Source organism: Pedobacter sp. WC2423, assembly GCF_040822065.1.
In the GTDB taxonomy this organism is placed as follows: Bacteria; Bacteroidota; Bacteroidia; order Sphingobacteriales; family Sphingobacteriaceae; genus Pedobacter.
The window spans coordinates 2,232,584-2,257,011 of record NZ_CP162005.1 but is presented as its reverse complement, the minus strand read 5'-3'; the positions used below and the strand labels follow the sequence as shown (position 1 = coordinate 2,257,011).

The 24,428-nt window shown below is 38.7% G+C and carries 19 protein-coding genes; 13 read left to right on the top strand and 6 right to left on the bottom strand.

The features are described from left to right. Positions 1-19: 19 nt before the first annotated feature. Positions 20-1,669, bottom strand: a complete 1,650-nt coding sequence (locus tag AB3G38_RS09050; RefSeq protein ID WP_367868170.1) for a hypothetical protein — start codon at positions 1,667-1,669, stop codon at positions 20-22. A gap of 387 nt (positions 1,670-2,056) precedes the next feature. Beyond that, complete coding sequence (locus tag AB3G38_RS09045) at positions 2,057-2,911, bottom strand: LysR family transcriptional regulator (protein WP_367868169.1); 855 nt, start codon at positions 2,909-2,911, stop codon at positions 2,057-2,059. A 209-nt stretch (positions 2,912-3,120) separates the two neighbouring features. Between AB3G38_RS09045 and AB3G38_RS09040 the strand changes: the two genes are divergently transcribed. Then, positions 3,121-3,990, top strand: coding sequence for an alpha/beta fold hydrolase (locus AB3G38_RS09040; RefSeq protein ID WP_367868168.1), 870 nt, complete (start codon positions 3,121-3,123; stop codon positions 3,988-3,990). Between the two features lie 105 nt (positions 3,991-4,095). After that, on the top strand, positions 4,096-5,175 hold the full coding sequence (locus tag AB3G38_RS09035; RefSeq protein ID WP_367868167.1) for an acyltransferase family protein: 1,080 nt from the start codon (positions 4,096-4,098) through the stop codon (positions 5,173-5,175). Positions 5,176-5,235: 60 nt separating this feature from the next. Here AB3G38_RS09035 and AB3G38_RS09030 read toward each other — a convergent pair whose 3' ends face one another. Beyond that, the gene (locus AB3G38_RS09030; RefSeq protein ID WP_367868166.1) at positions 5,236-6,078 is read right to left on the bottom strand and encodes an SDR family NAD(P)-dependent oxidoreductase; all 843 of its coding nucleotides are present in this window, start codon (positions 6,076-6,078) and stop codon (positions 5,236-5,238) included. 131 nt (positions 6,079-6,209) lie between these two features. On the opposite strand from AB3G38_RS09030, the gene AB3G38_RS09025 reads away from it, so the two are divergent. From AB3G38_RS09025 to AB3G38_RS08990, 8 genes are all read left to right on the top strand, one after another. Continuing rightward, a complete protein-coding gene (locus AB3G38_RS09025) occupies positions 6,210-6,761 on the top strand; it encodes an RNA polymerase sigma factor (RefSeq protein ID WP_367868165.1) in 552 nt (183 codons plus the stop codon). Positions 6,762-6,845: 84 nt separating this feature from the next. Beyond that, positions 6,846-7,985, top strand: coding sequence for a FecR family protein (locus tag AB3G38_RS09020; protein ID WP_367868164.1), 1,140 nt, complete (start codon positions 6,846-6,848; stop codon positions 7,983-7,985). 67 nt (positions 7,986-8,052) lie between these two features. Continuing rightward, positions 8,053-11,418, top strand: a complete 3,366-nt coding sequence (locus AB3G38_RS09015) for a SusC/RagA family TonB-linked outer membrane protein (protein ID WP_367868163.1) — start codon at positions 8,053-8,055, stop codon at positions 11,416-11,418. Further along, positions 11,378-12,802, top strand: a complete 1,425-nt coding sequence (locus tag AB3G38_RS09010; protein ID WP_367868162.1) for a RagB/SusD family nutrient uptake outer membrane protein — start codon at positions 11,378-11,380, stop codon at positions 12,800-12,802. Before AB3G38_RS09015 ends, AB3G38_RS09010 begins: the two co-directional genes overlap by 41 nt. Before the next feature lie 89 nt (positions 12,803-12,891). Then, the gene (locus AB3G38_RS09005; protein ID WP_367868161.1) at positions 12,892-13,920 is read left to right on the top strand and encodes an isoaspartyl peptidase/L-asparaginase family protein; all 1,029 of its coding nucleotides are present in this window, start codon (positions 12,892-12,894) and stop codon (positions 13,918-13,920) included. A gap of 4 nt (positions 13,921-13,924) precedes the next feature. After that, positions 13,925-14,809: a cyanophycinase gene (locus AB3G38_RS09000; protein ID WP_367868160.1), complete on the top strand. Its 885-nt coding sequence runs from the start codon at positions 13,925-13,927 to the stop codon at positions 14,807-14,809. 77 nt (positions 14,810-14,886) lie between these two features. Further along, positions 14,887-15,423, top strand: coding sequence for a GNAT family N-acetyltransferase (locus tag AB3G38_RS08995; protein ID WP_367868159.1), 537 nt, complete (start codon positions 14,887-14,889; stop codon positions 15,421-15,423). A 284-nt stretch (positions 15,424-15,707) separates the two neighbouring features. Next, positions 15,708-18,269, top strand: a complete 2,562-nt coding sequence (locus tag AB3G38_RS08990) for a DUF5686 family protein (RefSeq protein WP_367868158.1) — start codon at positions 15,708-15,710, stop codon at positions 18,267-18,269. 63 nt (positions 18,270-18,332) lie between these two features. Here the strand turns inward: AB3G38_RS08990 and AB3G38_RS08985 are convergent, their stop codons facing one another. Beyond that, positions 18,333-18,890, bottom strand: coding sequence for a peroxiredoxin (locus tag AB3G38_RS08985; protein WP_367868157.1), 558 nt, complete (start codon positions 18,888-18,890; stop codon positions 18,333-18,335). 4 nt (positions 18,891-18,894) lie between these two features. After that, complete coding sequence (locus AB3G38_RS08980; protein ID WP_367868156.1) at positions 18,895-19,404, bottom strand: GNAT family N-acetyltransferase; 510 nt, start codon at positions 19,402-19,404, stop codon at positions 18,895-18,897. A gap of 99 nt (positions 19,405-19,503) precedes the next feature. Here AB3G38_RS08980 and AB3G38_RS08975 point away from each other — a divergent pair, with 99 nt between their 5' ends. Next, on the top strand, positions 19,504-20,937 hold the full coding sequence (locus AB3G38_RS08975) for a PLP-dependent aminotransferase family protein (RefSeq protein ID WP_367868155.1): 1,434 nt from the start codon (positions 19,504-19,506) through the stop codon (positions 20,935-20,937). A 31-nt stretch (positions 20,938-20,968) separates the two neighbouring features. On the opposite strand, the gene AB3G38_RS08970 is transcribed toward AB3G38_RS08975, so the two are convergent. Further along, positions 20,969-21,931, bottom strand: coding sequence for a helix-turn-helix domain-containing protein (locus AB3G38_RS08970; protein ID WP_367868154.1), 963 nt, complete (start codon positions 21,929-21,931; stop codon positions 20,969-20,971). 87 nt (positions 21,932-22,018) lie between these two features. Between AB3G38_RS08970 and AB3G38_RS08965 the strand changes: the two genes are divergently transcribed. After that, positions 22,019-23,140, top strand: coding sequence for an FAD-dependent oxidoreductase (locus AB3G38_RS08965; protein ID WP_367868153.1), 1,122 nt, complete (start codon positions 22,019-22,021; stop codon positions 23,138-23,140). Between the two features lie 76 nt (positions 23,141-23,216). Then, positions 23,217-24,407 carry a hypothetical protein gene (locus AB3G38_RS08960; protein ID WP_367868152.1) on the top strand — a complete coding sequence of 397 codons (1,191 nt, stop codon included), beginning with the start codon at positions 23,217-23,219 and terminating at the stop codon, positions 24,405-24,407. The last annotated feature ends 21 nt before the right edge of the window (positions 24,408-24,428 follow it).

Genomic DNA, 24,428 nt, shown 5'->3' with positions numbered 1-24,428 from the left:
TATTGACAAGCAGATTATTTTATTTTTTCACTACACCAACACCAACCCATTCTCCATTTAATTTTCCAAGCCCCATGACCTCGGCATTCATTACCTGGATAGTTTTTGCGGCCTTGAATATACCACTGGTCTGACCGGTTGCCGGGTTGTATGAAGCTCCAACTATAGCAGTTGCCCAATCAAATGTTTTATCCATTTCTCCCCATTTTTGATTACTGTATTTATATTCCCAGTCTGTTGGAATTAAAATCTGATCAATACCTGTACCACGTGGAGCAGTTGTAAAAGCAATTTTTTTAGTTTTATCTTCTACAAAAGTCTGTACGATTTTAGCCAGACGTTCAATAGCCAGTTTATCCAATTGAGATTCCAGAAGTTTGCTGCCATCTAATTTTGAATTATTGGTTTTAGTTATAAGCTTATTTAAAGCATTCTGAAGATCAAAAGGCAGGACATGTTTATATTTGTCAAATTCTATGATATCTGATACTCTATAGACCAGGTAATTTTTTTGATCCTGGTTGAAGTTGAAGTTTATCCTGCTTGTTAAAACTTTCGTTGCTGTATTCCAGAAATCAACGGGTGCAGGATTAGTAGGATCTTCAATTTGTGGAACATTAAGTTTAATAATCATATTACTCCAGCCTAATCTCATCTCGTCCATATTCTCCACGGCACCCCAGCCAATAAAAACTTTCTTTTGTAGTCTTGAGGTCACACCTACTGAAGCAAATATTAACCAGTTTTTTGAATAAAAGTTTACTTTCATCCTTCTTTTGGAAACTGTTCTGAAATCATTATAATGATCTCTTCCGAAAACTCCCTGAAGGAGTTTTCCTGCCCAGGTTTTTGCATCATTAAAATCAAAATAAGCCACATTGGCAAATACATTTTCACCCACAGGGAAATCTACAATAGTACTTACCACCGGAGGGGCAGGAGGTGTTCCACCACCTTTGCCATAAGTATCAAATAAACGGATCCTGGGTTTGTTCCTTATCCTGAATAAGGATTCTAATTCTTCATTTGCCGGGATTAAAACTGTACTCAGATCTATCAGGCCATTGTCCAGATTTGCAACTAAACTGTCAACTTCAGCCTTATCAGCTGGTGGTAGTACAAATGTTCCATATTCAGTTACTTTGTACAAGTTGCTATCAACCTGTACTTCGCCTTCCGGATTAAGTACGCTGGCGAAGTAAGGGTCTTCTACCAGGCTGTCCAGGGCTAAAATTGGTCTGATAGGGTCTACAGGCACACAATAGCCACAACCCGGTTCAATTGGTACACCTGGATCTTGAGGGTATAGAACGGCTCCTTTGATATGGTTGCCGATAGAAATTTCACTGATTTTACCCGTGGCATTATAATTATTGATTTCCTGTTTTAATGAAATAAAATTTGAATGCCCTTTTATGCTTCTCACTACAGCATTGATTACTTCAACTGATTCTTTTTCATGAGATTCATTCATCAGTCTGGTAAATGCAATGTTTGTGAGCCTTAGCCTGCCATTTTTAATACTAATCTGGTCATTCTTAGTATGATCACTGGTTTCAATCTGCCGGCTTGCTACGTTTTCCTTTTTGCAGCTGCAAAGTCCAATTGTAATTACTGAAAGCAAAATGAAAGCTTTCCTGGAGAGGTTTTTTAGATAGTTTTTTTTCATAATTCTGGTTGTTGATAATTTATTGGTTAATTATTGGTTGTATTATAGTTGTATTCATGTTAATTTTCTTAATTTTTTACATACTAAAGCTATGTAATTAATGTCCAATTAACAATAGGTATTTTTAAACTGTTTTTATTTAACTGAAGTGTTAATTTGGAGGTGATGATAACAGAAGGCTGAAAAATGCCTGATTAGGGTAAACTGATTTTAGTTTATGGAATTAATTCTAAGTAATTTTTTTAAGAATTAATTAGGAAAGCTCTTGTTTTTGATAAATGGAGCGTTGTTGATGAATGTATTGGCCAGTTCGCAGAGCTTTTGAGAAGTCTTACTATTAACTGTCGCATCTTGTATTGTTTTCCTGAACAGGATGAGCTTTGATTTTTAATACATTTCCAGGAAAGCTGTCAATAATTTATCCTTTAATCTCGTTTTTCTATAAACAAGGATAGTCGACGATGTTCCAAGCTCCTTACCAATAGAAAACGTCTTTAATTTTCTATTTTGATAATACTGTTCAATTAACTCAGCCGGTAATATGGTGATGGCCAGATCAGCCTCCACAAAGTTTATGATGCCTTCTAAAGAATTAACCACGATACGTTTATAATTGACAACCCCTTTAAAGCTGAGCCAAGATTCCAGTCTTGCCCTATAATTACAGCCCTGATCGAATACAACTATTTTCACTTGTTTAGCCTGAATAAGCTCTTCCATCTTTTTATACTTAGCAGAAGCTACCATCACCAGTTGTTCTTCTTTAATTGTTTGCTGTGCCAGCTCAGGTACCGAAACTGGTGCAGCTACAAAAGCAGCGTCCAATTTATAGTTAAGTACAGCATTGATCAGGTTTGAAGACATATCCGCTTTAAATTCAAGCTCAATCTCCGGGTACATTTCGTTGAATTTATTGATCATATCAGGCGCTTTCAAAGCCATCGTTGTTTCGATACAGCCAATTCTAAGCTGACCAATTAATTGATCACTTTGAGCTAACTCTCTTTTCGCCTCTTCTATTAATTGCCCTATTTGTTTAAAATAATGCATCAGTGTTTCACCCGCGGCAGTCAATTCAACCTTTCTTGAAGTTCTTGTAAACAGTGAAACGGCAAATTCGTCTTCTAAACTTTTAATTCTTGCTGTCACATTAGACTGAACAGTAAACATCGCTTCGGCAGCCCTGGTAAAACTTCCATTTGCTACTACAGCTTCGAATATTTTAAAATCATTAGTGTTCATAATGAATCATTAATTGTGATTATTAGTATCTGTATTAATCGTTTTTAAAGATTAAATATATGGATTACTTTTGAATTATAAAATCATATAAAGAAATTATGTACCATAATAAACACTATATAAGCCTGTTACTGACTGCAATAATCACATTAACAGCCAGCCAGATTTCAGGTCAGTCTATTAACCGCGTTAATTCAAAAACAACAATCATGAAAACAGAAGCAGTTCATTACCAAAACATCAAAGTCAATGGGGTAAATATATTTTACCGTGAAGCAGGGCCAAAAGACGCGCCTGTAGTCCTGCTGCTGCATGGCTTTCCAACTTCATCCTTTATGTTCAGAAACCTGATACCTGAACTTAGTAAAAAATATCATGTGATCGCACCAGATTTACCTGGTTTTGGATATTCTGACGCACCAGCTCACGATCAGTTTGACTATACCTTTGATCACCTGACTCAAACTATGCAGGCATTGATTGATGAACTCGCTTTGAAACGTTTTGCTATTTATGTGTTTGACTACGGAGCTCCTGTAGGCTTCAGACTGATGCTTGCTAACCCTGAAAAAATTACTGGGATTATTTCTCAAAACGGAAATGCTTATGCGCAGGGATTGAGCAAAGGCTGGAATCCTATTCAAAAATACTGGCAGGATCCATCTGCTGAAAACCGGAATGACCTGAAGGAATTTATGAGTCTGAAATCTACTAAATTTCAATACTTTGAAGGGGTAAGCGATCCCGCACTGATCGCACCTGAAACTTATACTTTAGACCAGCATTTTCTTGACCGCCCGGGTAATGTAGAAATACAGCTTGATCTATTGAAAGATTACCGGACTAATGTTGCGCTTTACCCCGATTTTCAAGCTTACTTCAGAACCTGTAAACCGCAGTTGCTGGCTGTCTGGGGAAGTGAAGATCCATACTTTTTACCAGCTGGGGCAGAAGCGTATAAAAACGATAATCCAAATGCAATAGTGAAATTTTATAAGACAGGACATTTCGCATTAGAAACTAACGTGAAGGAAATTAGTCAGGATATCTTGAATTTCTTAGCCGGTTTACCTCAATAACTCCTTAAGAAGCTCTGGTATGCTATATATCAGAGCTTCTTTAAGATCAGAACTTCTTTAAAAACAATACCTTTGTGTCCGCCGCTAAATAATGGCGGGCCAGCAATGAATACCAATACCAAGGTGAAGCAACCCAGAGAACTCAATGTCGAATTGTTGAGGATAGTCCTGATGATTATGATCGTTTGTCATCACTTTTTAATGCGTGGCAGAGGTCTCCATCTTTTATATACCTCAGAAAGCACGCATATCAATCACGATGCACTACAGGGACTATTTATTGATAGTTTTCTGATTATGACAGTCAACTGCTTTATATTTATCTCTGGTTATTACGGAATAAAATTCAGGATAAAGACAATTCTGAGTCTATTTATACAAGCCGTCACTTATAGCATTGGAATTGATATTGTATTCGGTTTGCTGAATGGGGAAAGTCTGTCTTTTGATACTATTTTGAATGGTTTGCTGTCTGTGCCCAATGGTCAGTGGTGGTTTATCACGACGTATTTTTTCCTGTACCTGTTAAGCCCCTTTCTTAATCTGGCAGCTAAACACTTATCTAAATTTCAGTTTCTATATATTTTAGGTGTATTAACACTTACTAACTTTGTTGTGGGTTATACACTTAATCCTGATTCATTAGGTGTGTTGAATGGATATTCTTTATTCAGCTTTATCTGCATTTATTTTTACGGACAGGCTTTTAGTTTATATATAGACTTCAAAAAGGGAAAGGTCTTTTATTTTTGTATTTATGTGATTTGCTCCCTGCTGATCTTTGGACTATTTTTTACCAGTATGAAATACCTGAGTATAGGTATGGCATGGCGGGCATTTTTCTATAATAATCCGCTGGTATTAATCTCAGCCATTTCTTTCTTCTTTTTATTTAAGAACCTCAAAATATCTTATACCCGGATTTCTTTCTTCTCCTCTTCGGTATTAGCCACTTATCTGATTCATGAACATCCAAGATCGGCTGATTTTCTGACTGATAATCTGAACAGAATTGCGACAGCTTATACCCTGGGAAGTGTGTATATTACGCTGTTTTTAATCGCCGTGTTATTGTTTTTAGGTGGTACATTGATAGAAAAAGTGCGATCGGCAGTTACTGAGCCACTTTTAAACTTCCTGATGGTGAAATTCAGGTTAGACCGGCTGGATGAAAGAATGAAGTAAACTGATACTCCCGCCAAACAGCTGGAATGGACGGGAGGGACAGCTTTATACCGGAAGCCATTAGAAGCCAGTTGAAGTGATCATCTCCTTTAGATTTTCAAGATCTTCTTTTACAGCATCCATTTTTGCATAAGCCAGATCATAAGCGTCCTGTCCTAAAAATAAATGCAGTGGGGGATTTTCTTCAGTTGCCACTTTAATAATTGCTGCGGCTGCTTTTTCAGGATCTCCTGCCTGGTTGCCATCAATCAGGTGCTGGTGCTGATCCTGACTTTCGCGAACTTCTTTGTAGGCCTCAATCTGGTGCTTAGGTACATTTAAAGAACCTGTAGAAAGGAAGTTAGTGCGGAAATATCCAGGAGAAACAATTGTTGCATAAATCCCGAAAGATTTAACCTCTGCTGCCAGTGCTTCTGTGAAACCCTGTACTGCAAATTTTGTAGCACAGTAAATTCCGAATCCGGGAAAATAACCTGTAAAACCACCTATAGAAGAGATATTGAAAACATGTCCGGATTGTTGTGTGCGTAAATGCGGCATTACTTTACGGATTACATTTAACGAACCAAATACATTGATGTCAAAATTCCCTCTTGCTTCCTGGTCACTTAATTCTTCCAGGCTACCTGTTAGTCCATAGCCTGCATTATTCACTACAAAATCAATACGGCCAAACTGACTGATTGTTTTTTCTACAGCCTGTCCAACACTTTCCTCATCTCTGAGATCAACGCTTAATGGCAGATAATTTTCAGCTTCCGTAGCGCCCACACCTGCATTTAATTCTTCTATACTTCTGGAAGTTGCAGCTACCAGATTACCCTGAGCTAATAATTGTTTAATTAGCGTAAGCCCTAATCCTTTGGAGGCCCCGGTTACGAACCATACTTTTTGATTTTCCATAATTTGTGTTTTTTGTAAGACAAATGTACCCCGGATATCAAGGCAGAAGTTTGCACAATTCAACCCATTAGTTGCGAAATTCAAACCATATAAATATATCTTACCTTAAATGCATATATTCAGTTCGATTTATGCTACCCACAGAACAGGATAAGAATTATTGGGAACAAATGCTGCTTGGGGACAAGAATGCATTGTTTGGGTTATATAATAATTTATATTTCCATCTCATCCGCTTTGGTTTAAAGATTAATCCTGACGATGAATTAGTCAAGGATTGCGTTAATCAGGTGTTTTTAAATTTATGGGATAAAAGAATCCGGCTCAATCCGGTTGAAAACGTGAAATCCTATCTGATGACTTCTCTCAGGAGATGTATGCTGGATCAGCTGGCTTATATTGACCGGACAAATACCGCAGTTAATAAAATGAGAAAAGGAGAAGCCATGAACGAATTATCCTATGAAGAGATCATGATTGGTATACAACAGGATGAAGAACTCAAAAATAAATTAAGAGTTGCCATCTCACAGCTTACACCCAGGCAATCAGAGTTAATCCAGCTTAAATTTTTTGAAGGATTAAGCTATGAACAGATTGCAGAACGGAATTCTCAAACCATAAAAACTGCTTACAATACAATTTACGATGCGATAAAAATACTAAGGAAGATACTTAAATAAATATAAGACGTCTTTTTGAAAATAAATATGCATTTCTCTTAGGAAAGTCCACTGATTTTTACGTCTATAAGATAAAATGGATATATGGAACTTCCTGACGATGATTTTTTAATAGAAGAATTGGTTTGTAATGAGTCTTTTCAATGTTATTGTCTTGGAATAAGTCTGGAAAATCATATTTTGTGGGAAGATTGGATGAATAATTTGCCTGAAAGAGCATTTGATATAGAACAGGCGAAAAAACTGGTAAATATCCTGACACTTAAGCAGGGAAGCAGGTTAGAACAGGTCAGGGCATTAAAAACCGGGTTCAAACAACAGGAAGAATTTGCACAATTACTGAAATTTGTTCCTGATCAGAACATTACTAATGCTGAAAAACTCTTATATTCCGATGAAAGGCCTGTTTTAAAAACGCCTGGCGGTTTTTATAAATACAGGAGCTTTGCCGCCGCCGCCATAATCATCCTGGTTTCTCTTTATTTTATTCAGCACAACTATTCATCCTCAAGAAATCTTTGGACTGAACAACCATTAGCTGCATCAGTTTTTTCTTCCGGCCATGTACCCAGAAAAACGGTAATCCTGCCGGATGGTACATTAATTACGCTCCATCAGAACAGTGAAATCAAACTGACTAAAAACTTTAATCCTGTCAAAAGAGAACTTTGGCTTACAGGAGAAGCCTTTTTTGAGGTTAAACATGATGCAAAACATCCCTTTGTTGTACATACTCCTTTTAACGATATCAAAGTAATGGGAACGAGTTTTAATGTCAAAGCGTATCCGAATTCAGGTTTGATTGAAACCTCTTTGATTCATGGCAGTGTACAAGTTGCCTCGAAAAGATATCCCGGGTACCGGGTCTTGCTGAAGCCTGATGAAAAACTATCATTTCATAGTGCCCCTGATCTTAAAGATGATGACCTTAAAAATATATTCAGGGTTTCTGCTCTTAACCGTAATGCGCAGACCAACAAATCTGAAGAAACCAGGTGGATTCATCAACCGATGGTTATTGACAATGAACCGCTGACTGTAATTGCAGAAAAACTACAAAGCTGGTATGGCATCGGAATTTATATCGCTGATCCGGAGGTCAAAGCTTACCGTTACTCCGGAACTTTTGAAAATGAAAGCATTATAAAGACTCTTGAAGCGTTGCAAACTGCTTACCCCTTTAAATTTAAAACAGAACAAAACAGGATTATCCTGAGTAAATAAATCCAGAACTACCAACAAAATCCTGACTACCCATATAATTTATATCAAATACCTTAAACTAACCAATATGAGAAAAACTTTACGCTTAGAAAGATCTGGTAAGTCTTTGATCAGCAGCAGGATGATGCTGCGAACAAAACTTACAGGCTTCATTTTACTGCTGATGTGCCTGCAGGTGTCGGCTACAAGCTTTGCACAACAGAAAATAACCATCAGTGCTGATCATATCAGCATCAGAAACCTGTTGAAATCGATCGAACAGCAAACAGACTACCGGTTCGTTTACAGCGATCAAACCTTATCTAATGAAGAAAAGGCTTCATTAAACCTTCATATGGTTTCACTGGATGAAGCGATGAAATCTATTTTAAAGGAAACCAGGCTCACCTACGTACTCAAGGAAAACAATCTTGTCGTTATTTATCCGGCGGTAAAAAAACAAAATGATTTGCTCGTTTCCGGCCGTGTAGAAGATGAAACCGGGTTGCCACTACCGGGGGTATCTGTTAAATTGACCGGGTCAACAGTAGCCACAACAACAGATACTAAGGGAAATTATGCAATCCGCGTACCTGATGCCACTTCAAGCCTTGAATTTTCTTATGTTGGTTATATCAAACAGACGCTTCCGGCGGGTGGAGGTACAATCAATGTCATCTTAAAAAGCGATAACCGGAACTTACAGGAAGTCGTAGTTACAGGTTATACAAACTATAAACGTACACAATCAGCAAGTGCAGCAACCCTGGTTACTGCGGAGAAAATTAACGATGTAGCAGGGCTGACTTTCGATCAGGTTTTACAGGGCAGGGTACCAGGAATGAGCGTTATTTCCAGTTCAGGACAGCCGGGACAAAGTGCTGCGGTGGTCATCCGCGGAGTCGGGAGTGTAAACGGATCTTCTGCACCATTATATATTATGGATGGAACACCGATTGAAGCCAGTTTCTTTCAAACTATCAATTCGGCTGATATTGAGAATGTGACTGTATTAAAAGATGCCTCTGCCAAAGCACTTTATGGATCAAGAGGATCCAATGGAGTAATCGTTATTACGACTAAAAAAGGGAAAGCGGGTAAAATCCAGGTACAATATACCTCTCAATACGGTTTTTCCAAGCTGACCGATCCTAAATTTACCATGATGAACACTGCGCAGCGTTTATCATTTGAAGAAGGTGTTGGACTTGATTTTGGAAGGGACCTTGGGCCAGGATGGACTTACTCTCCTAAAAATCCTGATTATATTTCAGGAACGCCAGTTTTCAGACAAAGGGCAGATCGTATTTTAGATAGTATCAGAAATATCAATATTGACTGGAGGGATAAATTCTATCAGCAAAGCAAATTCCAGGAGCAACAAGTTAGTGTGAGTGGCGGTAACGAAAACGTACGTTTTTATAACTCGCTGAATTATTATAAACAAGATGGGGTTGCTAAACGTACGGGGCTGGAAAGATATGCGCTGAAAAGTAATCTTGATTTTAAATCGGATAAATTTTCGGGAAATGTAAACCTGAATATTGGCTATTCTAACCAGAGTTTTACTGAAGGAGAAGGCAGTAGCAGAGGTGGAACAGCTATGTCTGCCGTTTATTACGCGCTTCCTTATGAGAATCCTTATGCACCCGATGGTACCTTGATTCATCCGGGTAATCAGGATCAGTATTTTATTGCAGATCAGCGGGAGGGCAGCCAGGCATTGGAACGCTTATTTAATTCTTCCAGCAAAACCGATCAGTTAAAATCTATCATTGGTGTGGCTTTAGCTTATCAGATCCTGCCAGAACTGAAAATTACAACCAGAGCGGGTATAGATTATAGAAATTCAACCGATCAGGCTTATATCAATCCGGATTCCTATTATGGATCTACCAGCAATACCAATACATTGGGGGGGAAAGGGCGGTTTGATGAAGGAACAAGAAGGAATTTCAATATCATTTCTACTACAGGTTTGACTTATGCTAAAACTTTCAATGAAAAACATGATTTTGAAGCTTCTGCTTTTTACGAATATGTCTATAACAATTACAACTCTTTTGGCTTTACTGGCTTTGGACTAGACGGCCGTTTACCAGAAACACCAGCTGGAATTACAAATAGTATAGATTATCTGCCGAATGTAGGTGGCTCAAAAACCAGCAGTGCATTGGCCTCTTTCATGAGTGTGGCGAGATATACGTATGACAGCAAGTACACCCTGACCGGAAGTTACCGTTATGATGGATCTACAAAAGTTGCACCTCAAAATAAATGGCATGGCTTTTACTCAGTTGGAGCCAACTGGAATGCTAAAAATGAAGATTTCCTGAAAAATAGCGCACTCATTTCAGCATTGAGCTTCAGAATCAGTTACGGTACTTCTGCAAGTCCTTTTGGAACCGGAGATTTCTTATACCTGCCAACTTATGGCGCAAATGTAACTTATGGAGGTAAACCAGGAATCAGCCCGGTTTCTGCCGGTAACTCCAATTTTGACTGGGAATATGTGAATGAATTCAATACGGGTTTTGAGCTTGCTTTATTCAAAAGCCAAAGATTACGCCTGTCGGCCGATTACTATAATAAAATTACCAATAATATGTTCATCGATCAGCCGCCATCAGCAACAGCTGGCTTTCCACTGTTGAGTTTAAGTACCGGAAAGATGAGAAACAGAGGGGTAGAGTTTGATTTGAGTGGAGATCTTATAAAAACCAGGGATTTCACCTGGACTGTTGGCGTAAATGCTGGTTACAATAAAAACGTAGTGCTTCATGTAACAGACGTTGCGGATTCTTACCCTGACGGAGATACAAGAATCTTACAAGTTGGTTTACCTTATGGATCTTATTATGCGCCACAATGGGCAGGTGTGAATTCACAGACTGGTGAAGCACAATATTATAACCTGGATGGAAGCATCACCACTACTTATAATTCCAATACCCAGAGTGTAGCGAAATCAGGAAGTTTATATCCTTCATTTACAGGAGGATTCAATACCAGTTTAAGCTGGAAAGGGATTACTGCAAGTGCGTTGTTCTCTTTTGTATCGGGTGTTTCCCGCTGGAACAATGAAGATTTTTACAATGAAAATCAGCGTTATGCAACTAGTAACCAATCGATCAGGATGCTGGACGACCGCTGGATGAAGCCTGGTGATATGAAAACTTTACAGCGTTTTGATATCCCAAGAAATTTCACTTCAAAAGACATCCAGGATGCCTCTTTTTTGAGGTTGAGAAACGTAAATATCAGTTATACCTTGCCTAAAGCGGTGATGGAGAAGACAAAGGTATTCAGCAATTTAAAGGTTTTTATCCAGGGACAGAATCTGGTCACCTGGACCAAATGGAGAGGATTGGATCCTGAAAATAACGGTGTTGCGGGTCTTTTCCAATATCCGAATGCAAGAACATATACCGCAGGAATTAGTGTTAACTTCTAAAATTACAGCCATGATTAATCCTATAAAATATACCTTAATACTTTCTCTGTTCTTACTTTTTTGTTCCTGTACCAAACTGGATTTAAAACCCACAGATACGATAGATGCGGAGAAAGCTTACCGAAACCTGAATGATGTCGATTTAGGACTGATCGGAGTTTATGGACAGTTGAATTCTACTTTGATAGGCGTAAATGCTATTATTTCTGACGAAGTAATGCTGCCTGCAGAAAATACAGTAAGCAATACAGATGCGCACAGATGGCTTTATACTGCTGATAATGGATCTGTTACCGGATCTTATAATGACTATTACGTAGCTATAGACAGAATAAACAGGGTGCTGACCGGGCTGGATAAGCTTACGATTACTGATAAAGTAACCGCAGACCGCTACCGTGGAGAATTACTGGCTTTAAGAGCATTTTGTCATTTCGAATTGCTCAGAATGTACGGATCGGCCTATCAAAACGGCGCGCTGGGAGTTCCTTACATGAAGACTTCAGTAATCAGTTACCCTGCAAGAGATCCTTTTGAAGTGGTAGTCGCTGCTGCTAAAGCTGACCTTGTAGCTGCCAAAGCATTAATTCCGTTATCTTTTGATGATAAAACAAGAGTAACTAAAGTTGCGGTTTCAGCCATACAGGCAAGGTTGGCATTGTATGAGAAAAACTGGGCAGAAGCCATAACCTATGCTACTGAGGCCATCAATTTAATGCCGCTGGCAACAGCAGAGCAGTTTCCAGGTATATGGACTGATGCTGCCAGTAATGAGGTGATCTGGAAATTAAAAAGGATGCCTGATGAAACAAGGACGGGTGATTTGTTTTACCGTCAAACCGGAAATATAGTTTTATATGCACCTTCATTTAAATTGATCAATTCTTTTGATCAGGAAAATGATGTCCGTTATCAGGCTTATATCAAATTTGATAATACCAGGGGAGTAAAGAAATCTCAATACCTGGTGAACAAATATGCTGGTACTGAGCTTTCACCGGGGCTGGCAGATTTGAAAATGTTCCGCACAGGCGAAATGTATTTAATCAGGGCAGAAGCCGAAGCGGAAAGTACAGGTAATGCAGCCGGAGATCTGAATGCGTTGCGCGCTGCAAGAATAAAAGACTATACCCCAGTAAATTTTTCTGGCAAAGACGATTTGATTCTTGCCATTTATACCGAACGCTTTAAGGAATTAGCCTTTGAAGGTCATCGGTTCTTTGACTTGAAACGCAGAAGTTTACCTGTAGAAAGATTACCTGAAGATGCCGTAAATACTTCCGGAGCCGTTAAATTGTTGCCTTCAAAGGCACAATACTCGCTTCCATTACCTGCATTGGAAATTTCTGTTAACAAAAATACTGTTCAAAATCCTAACTATTAACAAGCATTTGAGTGGAGATCTGTAAATTTTCTCCGCTCAAAAATTGTTATTATATTCAAATCACCTACAACCAAAATAAAAGAACCAAAATGATGAATAAGAATTTAAAAACAATAGCTGTCCTGCTATGCTGTTTGGTGGCTAACCTGGCTTATGGACAAGAAAAATATGTAATGGTTATCCATGGAGGAGCGGGAACGATTACCAGAAAAAATATGACCCCTGAAAAGGAAGCAGCTTATATTGCAGCATTGACCAAAGCATTACAGACCGGATATGACGTTTTGAAATCGGGAAAGACCAGTTTGGATGCAGTAGAAGCGACTATTCATATCATGGAAGATTCTCCATTATTTAATGCAGGAAAAGGTGCTGTATTTACCCATGACGGTAAAAATGAAATGGATGCTGCAATTATGGATGGAAAAACAATGATGGCAGGAGCAGTAGCAGGAGTAACTACGATTAAAAATCCTATATCAGCAGCCAGAGCGGTTATGGAAAAATCTGAACACGTGATGATGGTGGGCCACGGTGCAGAATTATTTGCTAAACAGGCTGGAATTGAAATCGTTAATCCCGAATATTTCTATACTAAAGAACGTTGGAATGGATTACAGCAAGCGATCAAAGAGGATTCTACTAAATCTGTTTTAGATCATGGCAATAAAAAATCAATGAAATTAGGAACCATTAACCGGGATTATAAATTTGGTACTGTAGGTGCGGTGGCTTTAGATAAGAACGGAAATCTGGCAGCAGGCACTTCTACTGGCGGAATGACTAATAAAAAATATGGTCGTATAGGAGATGCTCCAATCATTGGCGCAGGAACTTATGCAAATAATGCAACTGCCGGTATTTCATGTACCGGATGGGGTGAATTTTATATCCGTAACGTAGTTGCTCATGATATTTCGGCCATGATGGAATATAAAAATATGTCTGTTGCCGATGCTTCCCGTGCAGTATTGGATAAAGTGGGTAAAATGGGCGGTGATGGCGGCCTGATTGCTATGGATGCAAAAGGTAATGTGAGTATGCCTTTCAATACCGAAGGAATGTACAGAGGAACAGTTACTGAAAACGGGAAGATTGAGGTTTTAATTTATAAATAACGGGATGATGACTTATAAAATTCAGCTGCGCATTCCAGCTTTAACTTTTCTGTTCTTATGGTTTGTGGTGAATTCCTCATTTGCGCAAGATAAAACTAAACCAGCAGCTCCGGTTTTACCAAAGGGAAGTCTTTTTATTATTGGAGGAGGTAAGCGTTCTCCTGAACTGATCACTACGCTGGTTAAAACGGCTAATCTCAGACCGAACGATTATATCGTGGTTTTACCTATGGCCACAGCAGAGCCGGAAGCCTCATTTGAAGCCATCAAAAGCCAGTTGTCAGCAGCAGCTAAAAACAATATTTATAGTTTCAACTTTGCCGGAGAGAAAGTGCGTGATCAGTCATGGCTTGATTCTCTGGCAGGAGCAAGGCTTGTTTTTATCACAGGAGGAGATCAAAGCCGCTTTATGAAAGCCGTTTTAAATACTCCGGTTTATGGGGCAATTCATCAAGCTTATCAAAACGGGGCGACTATTGCCGGGACAAGTGCCGGGGCTGCGGTGATGAGTAAACATATGATTACCGGAAATCAGTTGCTCGATACGAATTACAGGGAAACCTTCAATAAGCTGAGAGCTGATAATATTGAGTTTGAAAGTGGAATGGGTTTGCTGGATTCTGTTATTATAGATCAGCACTTTATAAAACGCAGCCGCTATAACCGTCTTTTATCTGCTATAACGGCTTATCCTGGATATGATTGTATCGGAATTGACGAAGGAACAGCGATCATTGTACAAGGTAAAAACATTACCGTAGCCGGTGTGAGCCAGGTTCTTCGGGTGGCTGATCCTGAAAAAGTGAAGATCCGGGAAAATCAACTGATTACTTTTGAAAATCTGCGGTTCAGTATTTATGGGGCCGGAGATCAGTTTAAGCTGAAGTAAGTTATATAAATACAGTCATTATGCTCTTAATGACTGTATTTACGGAAATATCTGTTAAATTACTGGTAAAACAGTGTATGAAGGTATGGATTGAAACTGAGCGGTTGATTTTAAGAGAGATTTTACCGTCAGATATTGGCGGTATGTATGAACTGTATACTGACCCTTTGATTTTTCAATATTTGGGTGAGGAGCCATTTGTTGAGGTTAAACAGGCAGAGGAAACTATCGAATTTATCAGAAAGCAATACATTGATAACGGGACAGGCAGGCTCGCAGTAATCAAAAAAGATACCAATGAATTTATAGGCTGGGCAGGATTAAAATATGTGACCGGAAGTTACAATAACCAGACCAGCTACTATGAAGCAGGTTACCGGTTTATACACAAACATTGGGGAAAAGGCTATGCGACAGAAGCTGCTCATGCATCTCTGGCCTACGGTTTTAATGAATTGAGGCTACATGCAATTTACGCGATGGCAGATTCAGGAAACAAGGCTTCAAGAATGGTGCTGGAAAAAATAGGAATGCGTTATCTGGAAAAATTTGATTTAGAAGGACATGCGCATGACTGGTTTGAAATTACCAGGACAGAATGGGTGAAAAGTTAAAATTTGTTAAATCTTGTATCAACAAATAGTTTTTGTGCTAAATCGATCTCCCAAACACTATATTTGTAACAGTTTTGTTTCAAAACATCCAAACAATTGATGTTCACGTTAATATTTGTCAATGAAATCCATATCGCAGTAAAATTAATCCGCCTTTGCTAAAGGCTTCTCAGCGCAGTCCCAAAATTATTTATTAGCATTGACATTATATAAATAGTCTTTAAATTGTAATTACAATCTATAAGAATTGAACGCAAATCTCAGCTTTAACAATTTATTACGCTATGCAGGTTAAAGAACACGCCTTCTTTTTATTTCAGACTTCCGGCAAAAAACAACATTTATACCATATACTTTTTGTATTAATGATCAGCGTTTTAGGCATAAATGCTGTATATGCACAACAACCGGTGGTCATAACCGGGAAAATAACTGATGGGCAAACAGGTGAGGCTATTCCCTATGCAACCATTTTTGTAAAGCTTAAAAATGGAACAATTAAAGGTACTGCTTCCGATTTTGATGGTTTATATCATCTGACTATTCCTCATGATATCGCCAGCGACTCTATCTATACTGCCTATGTCAGCTATCTGCCGGGTAAAAAACTGTTGCCTAAAGCTCCTCATACTATTGTTGATTTTCAGCTGGCGGTCAATGGACGTATTTTAAATGGGGTTACTATCAGTCCTAAGAGTTATGTGAACCCGGCCTGGGAAATTATGGACAACCTGGTTAAAAATAAGCCTGTCAATGATCAGAAATATCTGAAAAGTTATCAATATCAGAGCTATAACCGTATTGAAATATCGGTCACTAATATCAGTGAGAAAATGAAGAAGAATAAGGTGATCAAACAGGTTTTACCCTTGATGGAGAATCTGCAAAAGATTGCCGGAGAAGAAGGAACACCTATTTTACCCATATTTATGTCCGAAACGGTTTCTGATTATAAGTATACTACCAATCCGGAGCGGAAAACAGAAAATGTGCTGCGTACCAAAGTGAGTGGAGTAGGGATAGAAGATGAAACACTGATTTCTCAATTAGTAGGGTCCACATTTTTGCAGTATAACTTTTACAGCAACTTTTTAAAACTCGCAAATAAAGACTTTATCTCGCCTACCAGTGATCACTGGAAAACATATTATAATTATGAGCTGATTGATGCTTATGATAAAATCAATGGCAGAGAATGTTATAAAATTGAATTCAAGCCTAAAAGATCACATGATCTGGCTTTTGATGGGGTGATGTGGATTACACGTGACAGCTATGCGTTATTTCAGATTGATTGTAAGGTTTCAAAAGATGCAAACCTGAACTTTTTAAATAAGATCAGGATACAGCAAGCTATGGTCAAGGCAGAGGGAACTACTGCATGGTTACCAGGACAAACCCGTATTGTCGTTAACGTAGGGACCACACAAAAGAAATTATCCGGCTTTATTGCCAAATTCTATTTATCCAATAAAAATATTGAGGTCAATAAAAATTACCCGGTTTCTGATTTTAAAGAGAGTCTGGTGATGAGTAAAGATGTCAATAAGAAAGATGACCAGTATTGGGTGAAAAACCGGGCGGATTCCTTAACTGCTGCTGATAAGGCAGTCTATAAAATGATAGATACTGTTAAAAATCTTCCTCTGGTGAAAACTTATGCAGATATAGCCGGAATGTTAATCAATGGCTATTATAAAGTGGGTAAGCTAAGTTTTGGCCCTTATCCTTACACCTATAGCTATAACGATTTGGAAGGAAATGTGCTCAGAATAGGGGCGACTACTAATACTAATTTTAGTGATAAACTAATCCTGAGCGGTTTTTTGAGTTATGGGTTCAGAGATGAACGTTTTAAATACAGGGGTGCTGTAGATTATATTTTTTCTCGTAAACCATGGATACAGGCGGGTGTCTCTTTTCAGCATGATATCGGCCAGACGGGTTATCAATTCGAGAATTTTATTAATAAAACGAACAATGTGTTCATGGCCTCTATCCGGAATGGCAGGGTGATCAGAAGGGGGCCATTTACCCAGAATATAAGTCAGGCTTACATTCAAACTGATATTACGCCGACCATAAGAGGTAAAGTGACCTTGGCCCACCGTACTTTCGACCCATTATTTAATTTCCATTACCACGATCAGGCAGATCAGCGGACTTATAACCGCTATGAAGTTTCTGAAATTGCAACAGAGGTACAATGGACACCAGGCAGACGTTTGCTGGAATCCTCTAAAATCAATAAAAGATTAATTATAGGGAATGGAAATAGTAATCCGATATTAACCTTCAGATATATCAGGGGAACCAAGGCTTTATATGGAGATTTCAACTACAATAAATTCTATTTTAATATCAGTCAAAGACCACGGATGGGTATTTTGGGCATAGGGGATTATTCCCTGACTGCAGGATACATTCCTAGTGCAATTCCTTATCCTTTACTTGAAAATCACCGTTATAGCTTCAATACCATGCGTTTTATGGAATTTACAAGTGACCGGTTTATTTCACTCAACTATACTCAGCATATGGAAGGTCTGATTACGAACAGTATTCCGCTGTTAAAGTCTTTGAATGTACGTACTGTAGCCGTTTTAAATGTATTGCAAGGCAGCTTGTCCAATAAAAATAATGAGGCCTTTTTAAGGGGACGTGCAAATCTGAACCGGAGTTTAAATAATGTGCCTTATGTAGAGGTTGGTTATGGCGTAGAAAATATCTTTAAGATTATCCGTATAGATTTCTTACACCGTTTAACGCAAAAAGAACATTTAAGTGAGCCAGGATTGGAGCCTTCAAATTTTGCAATCAGAACAACCTTACAATTCCGGCTGTAAATTATTGATTTTGATGAGCGGATTTTTCGGTTAGTTGATTTAAAGAGTGGATTTAATCCACTCTTATCTTAAATACGCGAGTACTTCCTCTGCATTTTTATCGGGAGGAAAAACAGGATAAAAATATTTAATGATTACTCCATCCTCAAAGATCAGGGTAACCCTTTTCAGGTAACTAAGCTCATTTACTACGTGAAGTGGTAAGTTTAAAGCTTTTGTAAATGCCAGATTTTCATCGCTTAACAAATCAAAAGGAAGATGCAGCCGTTCTTTTGATTCCAGCTGATCCGCAGTTGATTGTGTACTCATTCCGTAAACCTGTGTATTCAACTGTTTCAATTCCTGATAATGATCCCTGAAGGAACAGGCCTGTGGCGTACAACCTCTTGCACCCGGGATAGCATCCCAACCCTCAGGAAGCGGAACTTCTGCGGGGCCGGTCATTGGATAACAATAAATTACCAGCCGGCCTTGAATTGCAGATAGCTCAACTATTTCTCCATGAGTGCCACGTAATGCCAGATCTGGAATAGTTAACCCTGATAAATGATCACAAGCTCCATCATCCTCAGGAACAGGTAAACCCGAAGGCAGTATTTCTAAATTAGTCTGATCACTCATATTGCTAGTTAAGCGGGATTTCAAACAGACTGAAAGAACCGTGTTTATAATGTGCAGGCAAACTGCTTACATCGTCCAGTTTGGTAACTCCAAGGTAGTTGAAGCCACAGCTGATATAGTAATTATTCAATTTGTCATTGCCACTTCCAGTATCCAATCTTACAAAAGAACGCTGATTTTCCTTCGCAAATCTGGTTGCCCAGGCAACGATATGTTTTACATATGAATTGCCTCTTAACAAAGGATTTGTGGCGATACGGTGAATATAAACTGCCGGGTCTTTGTCTTTTTCTTTCCAGATAGCCGGATCATTATGCGCTATGCAAAAAGTACAGGCCAGTTGTCCATCTACTAAGATCTTATAATGCCTGTTTTCATTAATTTCTTTCTGAATGAGTGATCTTTCAAATCCCTGCCAGAACAGAAGACCTACTTTTTTCATATGTTCAGTCGCCTGATCGTAAAGGTTGAAGATTGCGTCAATGTCCTGGGGGGTGCTATGTGTAATTTCCATACTAAATTTCTGTCTTTATGAATTCAAACAAAGTTAAGGTAAATACTGCTATGAATGCAGATGCAGTTTTGATATATTTGAGCATAGCAGTTGAGTATTATGCAAAATAAATTAGCGCAGAAAGACCATTTGTATCAGCGGATAGCTCATGGATTAGAACAGCAGATTAAGAATAATGTACTGGAGATAGGTGATAAACTTCCTTCGCTCCGTGAATTTTGTAAGCGCTATGGTACAAGCCAGACTACGGCTATAAAGGTGTACTATGAACTCGAAAGTAAGGGACTTATCGAAACCAGGCCAAGATCCGGATATTACATCAGCGGATCGTTAACACGAATTCCGGCTTTGCCAAAAATCAGTGAACCCAGTACTGAAACCAGTCAGATCCAGCTGGAAGATTTGCTGGAGAAAGTATATAATAATGCTGCTCCAATGGATATTACGCTGGCTCATGCGGTGGTTGCCGATGAACTATTGCCTATAGCAAAATTAAATAAGGGAATGATTCAAGCCATGCGCGAATTAAAGGGGAGTGGTACTGCTTATGGGGAAATCCAGGGAAATGAGAAATTAAGAAAGCAGATTGCAAGACATGCTTTTACTATACCTGAGTTAAGTCATGAAAATATGATTACGACTAATGGTTGTATCAATGCCATTTCTTATGCAATGATGGCTCTGGGCAAGCCTGGAGATACTATTGCAGTAGAAAGCCCGGTATATTTTGGGATTTTACAGTTGGCCAGGAGCCTTGGTCTGAAGGTTCTGGAGCTGCCTACGCATCCGCAAACCGGGATTGAAATAGAAGCTTTGAAAAAAGCACTGGAAGCCAATAAAATTAATCTGTGCCTGCTGGTGAGTAACTTCAGTAATCCTTTAGGAAGTTTAATGCCCGATGAGCATAAAAAAGAAGTAGTAAGACTTATACAAAAGCACCATGTGCCTTTAATAGAGGATGATATTTATGGTGATATTTACTTTGGAACTAACCGGCCTGTTACCTGCAAAACTTATGATGAAAGCGGATTGGTACTCTGGTGCAGTTCCATTTCAAAGACGCTGGCCCCAGGTTACCGGGTAGGCTGGATAGCGCCAGGGAAATTTAAATCAGAAATACTCAGAATGAAGCTTTTCCACGCGATTGCTTCTACAAACATTACCCAGGAAGTTATTGCAAATTTTCTGGAAACTGGCCGTTATGAACATCACTTGCGCAAGCTAAGAAATACACTGCATACCAATAGTCTGCAATATATACGCGCTATCAATGATTATTTTCCCGAAGGAACCAAAGTGAGCAGGCCGCAGGGAGGAATGGTTTTGTGGGTGGAATTTGACCAGAAAGTAAATACGATTGAATTATATGAGCTGGCCATTAAAAAAGGGATCAGTATAGCACCAGGAGGATTGTTTACTTTACAAAACCAGTTTGCTAACTGCATGCGTTTAAATTATGGAATGCCGTGGAATGGACAGCTTGATCAAGGGCTGAGGAATCTGGCTGATATTGCTATTCAACTCCACCGGTAAAATAATAATACCAGGTTATGCTCCCATTCTTTTAAGACTGACTGTATTGTTTCGGCTTCATTCCGATATGTTCTCTAAAAACTCTGGAAAAATGGCTGAGGTTGGTAAAGCCCAGTTGATAGCCTGCAGCTGATACAGATAGCTTTTCTTCTTTCAACAAATAAGCTGCTTTTTTCATTCTGAATTCCTGGTAATAGTTAAAAATGCTGTTGCCGAAAATTTGTTTGAATACACGTTTCAGTTTAGATGGGCTCATGCCAGAACGAACTGCCAGTTCTTTAATAACTGGTGGAGTTTCCAGCTGCTCAAGCATTTGCTCTTTTAATTGGTAAATGGCTTCTATATCATGAATGTTTAAAGCGTAAATATGTTTTTCATCCCGCTTTTCCAGTTCCATTAATAGTCTGCAAATCAGTTCTTCTGCCTTTATCCTTAGAAAAAATAGTTTAAAAGTTTCCTCAACAGATTCAGATACAATCTCCTCTATAATTTTCTGTAAGGAAGGATAAATCATTTGTTCGAATAATAAAGGCTGCGTATTCTGTAACAGATTTTGTAAAACCAGCGATGTTTCCGGCAAGTCAAATAGTCCTTTCAGATAAGCTGCATCTACCTCTATATTGATAACCGCAGTATTGGTATGGACAGGAATAACAGCATCAGTATTTACACTACCGGTCGCAATTAAAACTGAGGGTATTGTTTTTAATTGCTTTCCCGCTGATAATGTCTCTGTTTTAGGGAAAATGTTTTGAAACTTAAAAAGTATCATTTGCGCAGCAGTATTCCGATCAGGATTCTCAACAAGTAAATCCTGATTGAGTTCATAATTCATGATTAACATTCGGATATGCGCATTAAAAACAAATCCGCTGCAATAACCTTTACCAAACTCTTCGGGGATTTCTATTCTCCTGTTTTTTACAGCTGTCCCTAATACATGAGCAAGCTTTTTTAAGATATGGGGTGCTGTGGGCTGCTTGTCTTTTTCCATGAAAGGCCTTTTACGACTATTTTTATGTCTGACATAGTTATTTTACCTCTAAGATACTTAACAAATTTGTATCCTAATGAATTAAGCATGTTACTGGAAAATAAGAGCGTAGCCATTATTGGCGCAGGGCCGGTTGGTCTGACCATGGCAAAATTACTGCAGCAAACAGGTGCAGACATAACCGTTTTTGAAAGAGACAAAGATCCACAAGCAAGAATTTGGGGCGGTGCACTCGACTTGCAGGAAAGCTCAGGACAAAAGGCAATGGAAAAAGCGGGGTTGCTCGGAAGTTATTTTGCAATGGCGAAACCTATGGGCAGAATTATAACCGATGAAAAGGGTAACAGGTTATTTTCTGTAGAACCTCAATATAATAGTCCTGAAATAAGCAGAAATATGCTGAGAAAAATAATGCTTGACAGTTTAGCAGCAGGTACAGTTATTTGGGACAGGAAGTTTACAGGTCTTGAAGTGTATAATGGTAAATGGCTTTTGCATTTTGAAAATGAAATGAACGCAACCGCAGATTTTGTTATTGTAGCTAATGGTGGGATGTCTAAGGGGAGAACCTATGTTACGGATACAGTAGTAGAAGATAGCGGAACTTTTATTATTCAGGGTGAAGTACCTGAACCTGAAATAAAATGTCCGGAATTCTATAACCTTTGTGGTAATAACCTATTGATGACAACAGATAGGGGCATCAATTTAGTGGCAAACCCCGATAACAATGGCAGATTAATATACGGTGTAACTTTTAAAAAACCTGGAGAATGGAATGATGGGAATAAATTAGACTTTCAAAATATCAGCAGCATCAGTACATTTCTTTCAAGCAGGTTAAATCACTGGCATGAATGCTATAAAGAATTGTTCCGCTCAACCTCTTTTTTTGTTGGCTTACCAACCAGAAAATTGCCAATAGATAAGCCCTGGAAATACCATCGTCCTTTACCTGTAACGCTTATCGGTGATGCTGCACATTTGATGCCGCCGTTTGCAGGTCAGGGAGTGAATACAGGACTCATGGATGCATTAATTTTATCAGAGAACCTGACTAACGGAAAATTTGAAAGTATGGAAGATGCTATCAGCGATTATGAACAACAAATGTTCGTTTATGCGAAAGAAGCTCAGCTTGAAACCACCAAAAATGAAATATATATGCTTCATCCCGACTTTTCTTTCAAAAAGAGATTCAGCAGTTAACTAAGAATGAAATCCTGAATAATTTTTTATATTGTAGATGTTTAATTGTAAACCAAAATATAGACCACTGCATCAAATGAACCGACCGGGCCTGATACTTTCAGTATTTTTATTCTTTGCTACAACTTCAGTCACTTTTGCACAAGACAGCCTGCTTACCAGCCTGGCCAGGAATAATGTGACAACTTTTACCAAACAAGCAGGCACATTTTCAGGTTCTGGCTGGGAAAAAATTCTTAAACAAGCAACTGTATCGAATGATGTATTGATCGGCGAAGACCATTTTACCAATGAGATCCCTTACTTTACCTCTGCTATTGCTTCCAGGATCAAGTTCGAGAATTTTTTCTGCGAAATCGATCCTTTTACAGCAGAGATCCTTCAGGGAAAGATCAAAAGCCTGTCGCAAGTGGAATTGCAGCGCTATGCAGACACTTATGGAAATGCCTTTTCTTTCTATGCTTTTGCCCCGGAATTTGAACTTCTAAAACAACTTAGTAAATCAAATACCACCATCCGCGGAACTGATCAGATACTCCTGATTGGTGACAGGATAATTTGCAATGAGTTACAGCAGACCACCAGAAATAAAGAAGCAAAAGAGCTCTATAAGCTCATTGCAGATAGTTCAAAATTATATTTTGACAATTTTCTAAAGGATCAGCGTAAACCCTTTTATCTGTTGACCGATGATTTTGCGAAAAATATAGACAGGCTGTCCCTGCTTAAATTAAGTACACAGGAAACAAAGATTATCGATGCACTAAAATTGAGTGCCAGGATTTATAAATCCCAAAGTCATGAGATGAGGGTTCAGCTCATGAAAAACCAGCTCATGAAAGTTTACAGTAGTTGGTATGGTAAAAGAAACTTGTTCAAATATGGAGCAAACCATCTTACAAAAGGAGAGAGTCTTCTGGACGTGTACGATATCGGGAACCTGATCAGTAACATCAACGATGCCGATTTTAAGAGTTCCCTGCACATTATGATTCTGGGTATCTCTGGTAGCCAGGCTTCACCGTTTGAAGGTTTTCCAGCAGAAAATATTGATCCCAATAGCAGCGTTCTTAAGATCCTGAAGCCAATTACTAAAATAGCCGACGGGGAACAGTGGTATTGTTTTGATCTGCTTCCATTAAGAAAGGAGCTGAACGAGGGGCGGCTGAAAATTACAAATATTAAAATGCAAAGGATCATTAAGGGATATGACCTGCTTGTGATCATTCCGAAGGTTACAGCGGGTAGGTTCATTAAAAAGCAGTAAGAGAAGGTGCAGGGATTGTGA

Coding starts and splice junctions, on each gene's coding strand:
- AB3G38_RS09035 (WP_367868167.1), top strand. CDS start 4,096: ATGAATACCAATACCAAGGTGAAGCAACCCAGAGAACTCAATGTCGAA.
- AB3G38_RS09025 (WP_367868165.1), top strand. CDS start 6,210: ATGCTACCCACAGAACAGGATAAGAATTATTGGGAACAAATGCTGCTT.
- AB3G38_RS08965 (WP_367868153.1), top strand. CDS start 22,019: ATGTTACTGGAAAATAAGAGCGTAGCCATTATTGGCGCAGGGCCGGTT.
- AB3G38_RS08995 (WP_367868159.1), top strand. CDS start 14,887: ATGAAGGTATGGATTGAAACTGAGCGGTTGATTTTAAGAGAGATTTTA.
- AB3G38_RS09045 (WP_367868169.1), bottom strand. CDS start 2,911: ATGAACACTAATGATTTTAAAATATTCGAAGCTGTAGTAGCAAATGGA.
- AB3G38_RS08960 (WP_367868152.1), top strand. CDS start 23,217: ATGAACCGACCGGGCCTGATACTTTCAGTATTTTTATTCTTTGCTACA.
- AB3G38_RS09005 (WP_367868161.1), top strand. CDS start 12,892: ATGATGAATAAGAATTTAAAAACAATAGCTGTCCTGCTATGCTGTTTG.
- AB3G38_RS09000 (WP_367868160.1), top strand. CDS start 13,925: ATGATGACTTATAAAATTCAGCTGCGCATTCCAGCTTTAACTTTTCTG.
- AB3G38_RS08990 (WP_367868158.1), top strand. CDS start 15,708: ATGCAGGTTAAAGAACACGCCTTCTTTTTATTTCAGACTTCCGGCAAA.
- AB3G38_RS09010 (WP_367868162.1), top strand. CDS start 11,378: ATGCAAGAACATATACCGCAGGAATTAGTGTTAACTTCTAAAATTACA.
- AB3G38_RS09030 (WP_367868166.1), bottom strand. CDS start 6,078: ATGGAAAATCAAAAAGTATGGTTCGTAACCGGGGCCTCCAAAGGATTA.
- AB3G38_RS09015 (WP_367868163.1), top strand. CDS start 8,053: ATGAGAAAAACTTTACGCTTAGAAAGATCTGGTAAGTCTTTGATCAGC.
- AB3G38_RS08985 (WP_367868157.1), bottom strand. CDS start 18,890: ATGAGTGATCAGACTAATTTAGAAATACTGCCTTCGGGTTTACCTGTT.
- AB3G38_RS08975 (WP_367868155.1), top strand. CDS start 19,504: ATGCAAAATAAATTAGCGCAGAAAGACCATTTGTATCAGCGGATAGCT.
- AB3G38_RS08980 (WP_367868156.1), bottom strand. CDS start 19,404: ATGGAAATTACACATAGCACCCCCCAGGACATTGACGCAATCTTCAAC.
- AB3G38_RS08970 (WP_367868154.1), bottom strand. CDS start 21,931: ATGGAAAAAGACAAGCAGCCCACAGCACCCCATATCTTAAAAAAGCTT.
- AB3G38_RS09040 (WP_367868168.1), top strand. CDS start 3,121: ATGAAAACAGAAGCAGTTCATTACCAAAACATCAAAGTCAATGGGGTA.
- AB3G38_RS09050 (WP_367868170.1), bottom strand. CDS start 1,669: ATGAAAAAAAACTATCTAAAAAACCTCTCCAGGAAAGCTTTCATTTTG.
- AB3G38_RS09020 (WP_367868164.1), top strand. CDS start 6,846: ATGGAACTTCCTGACGATGATTTTTTAATAGAAGAATTGGTTTGTAAT.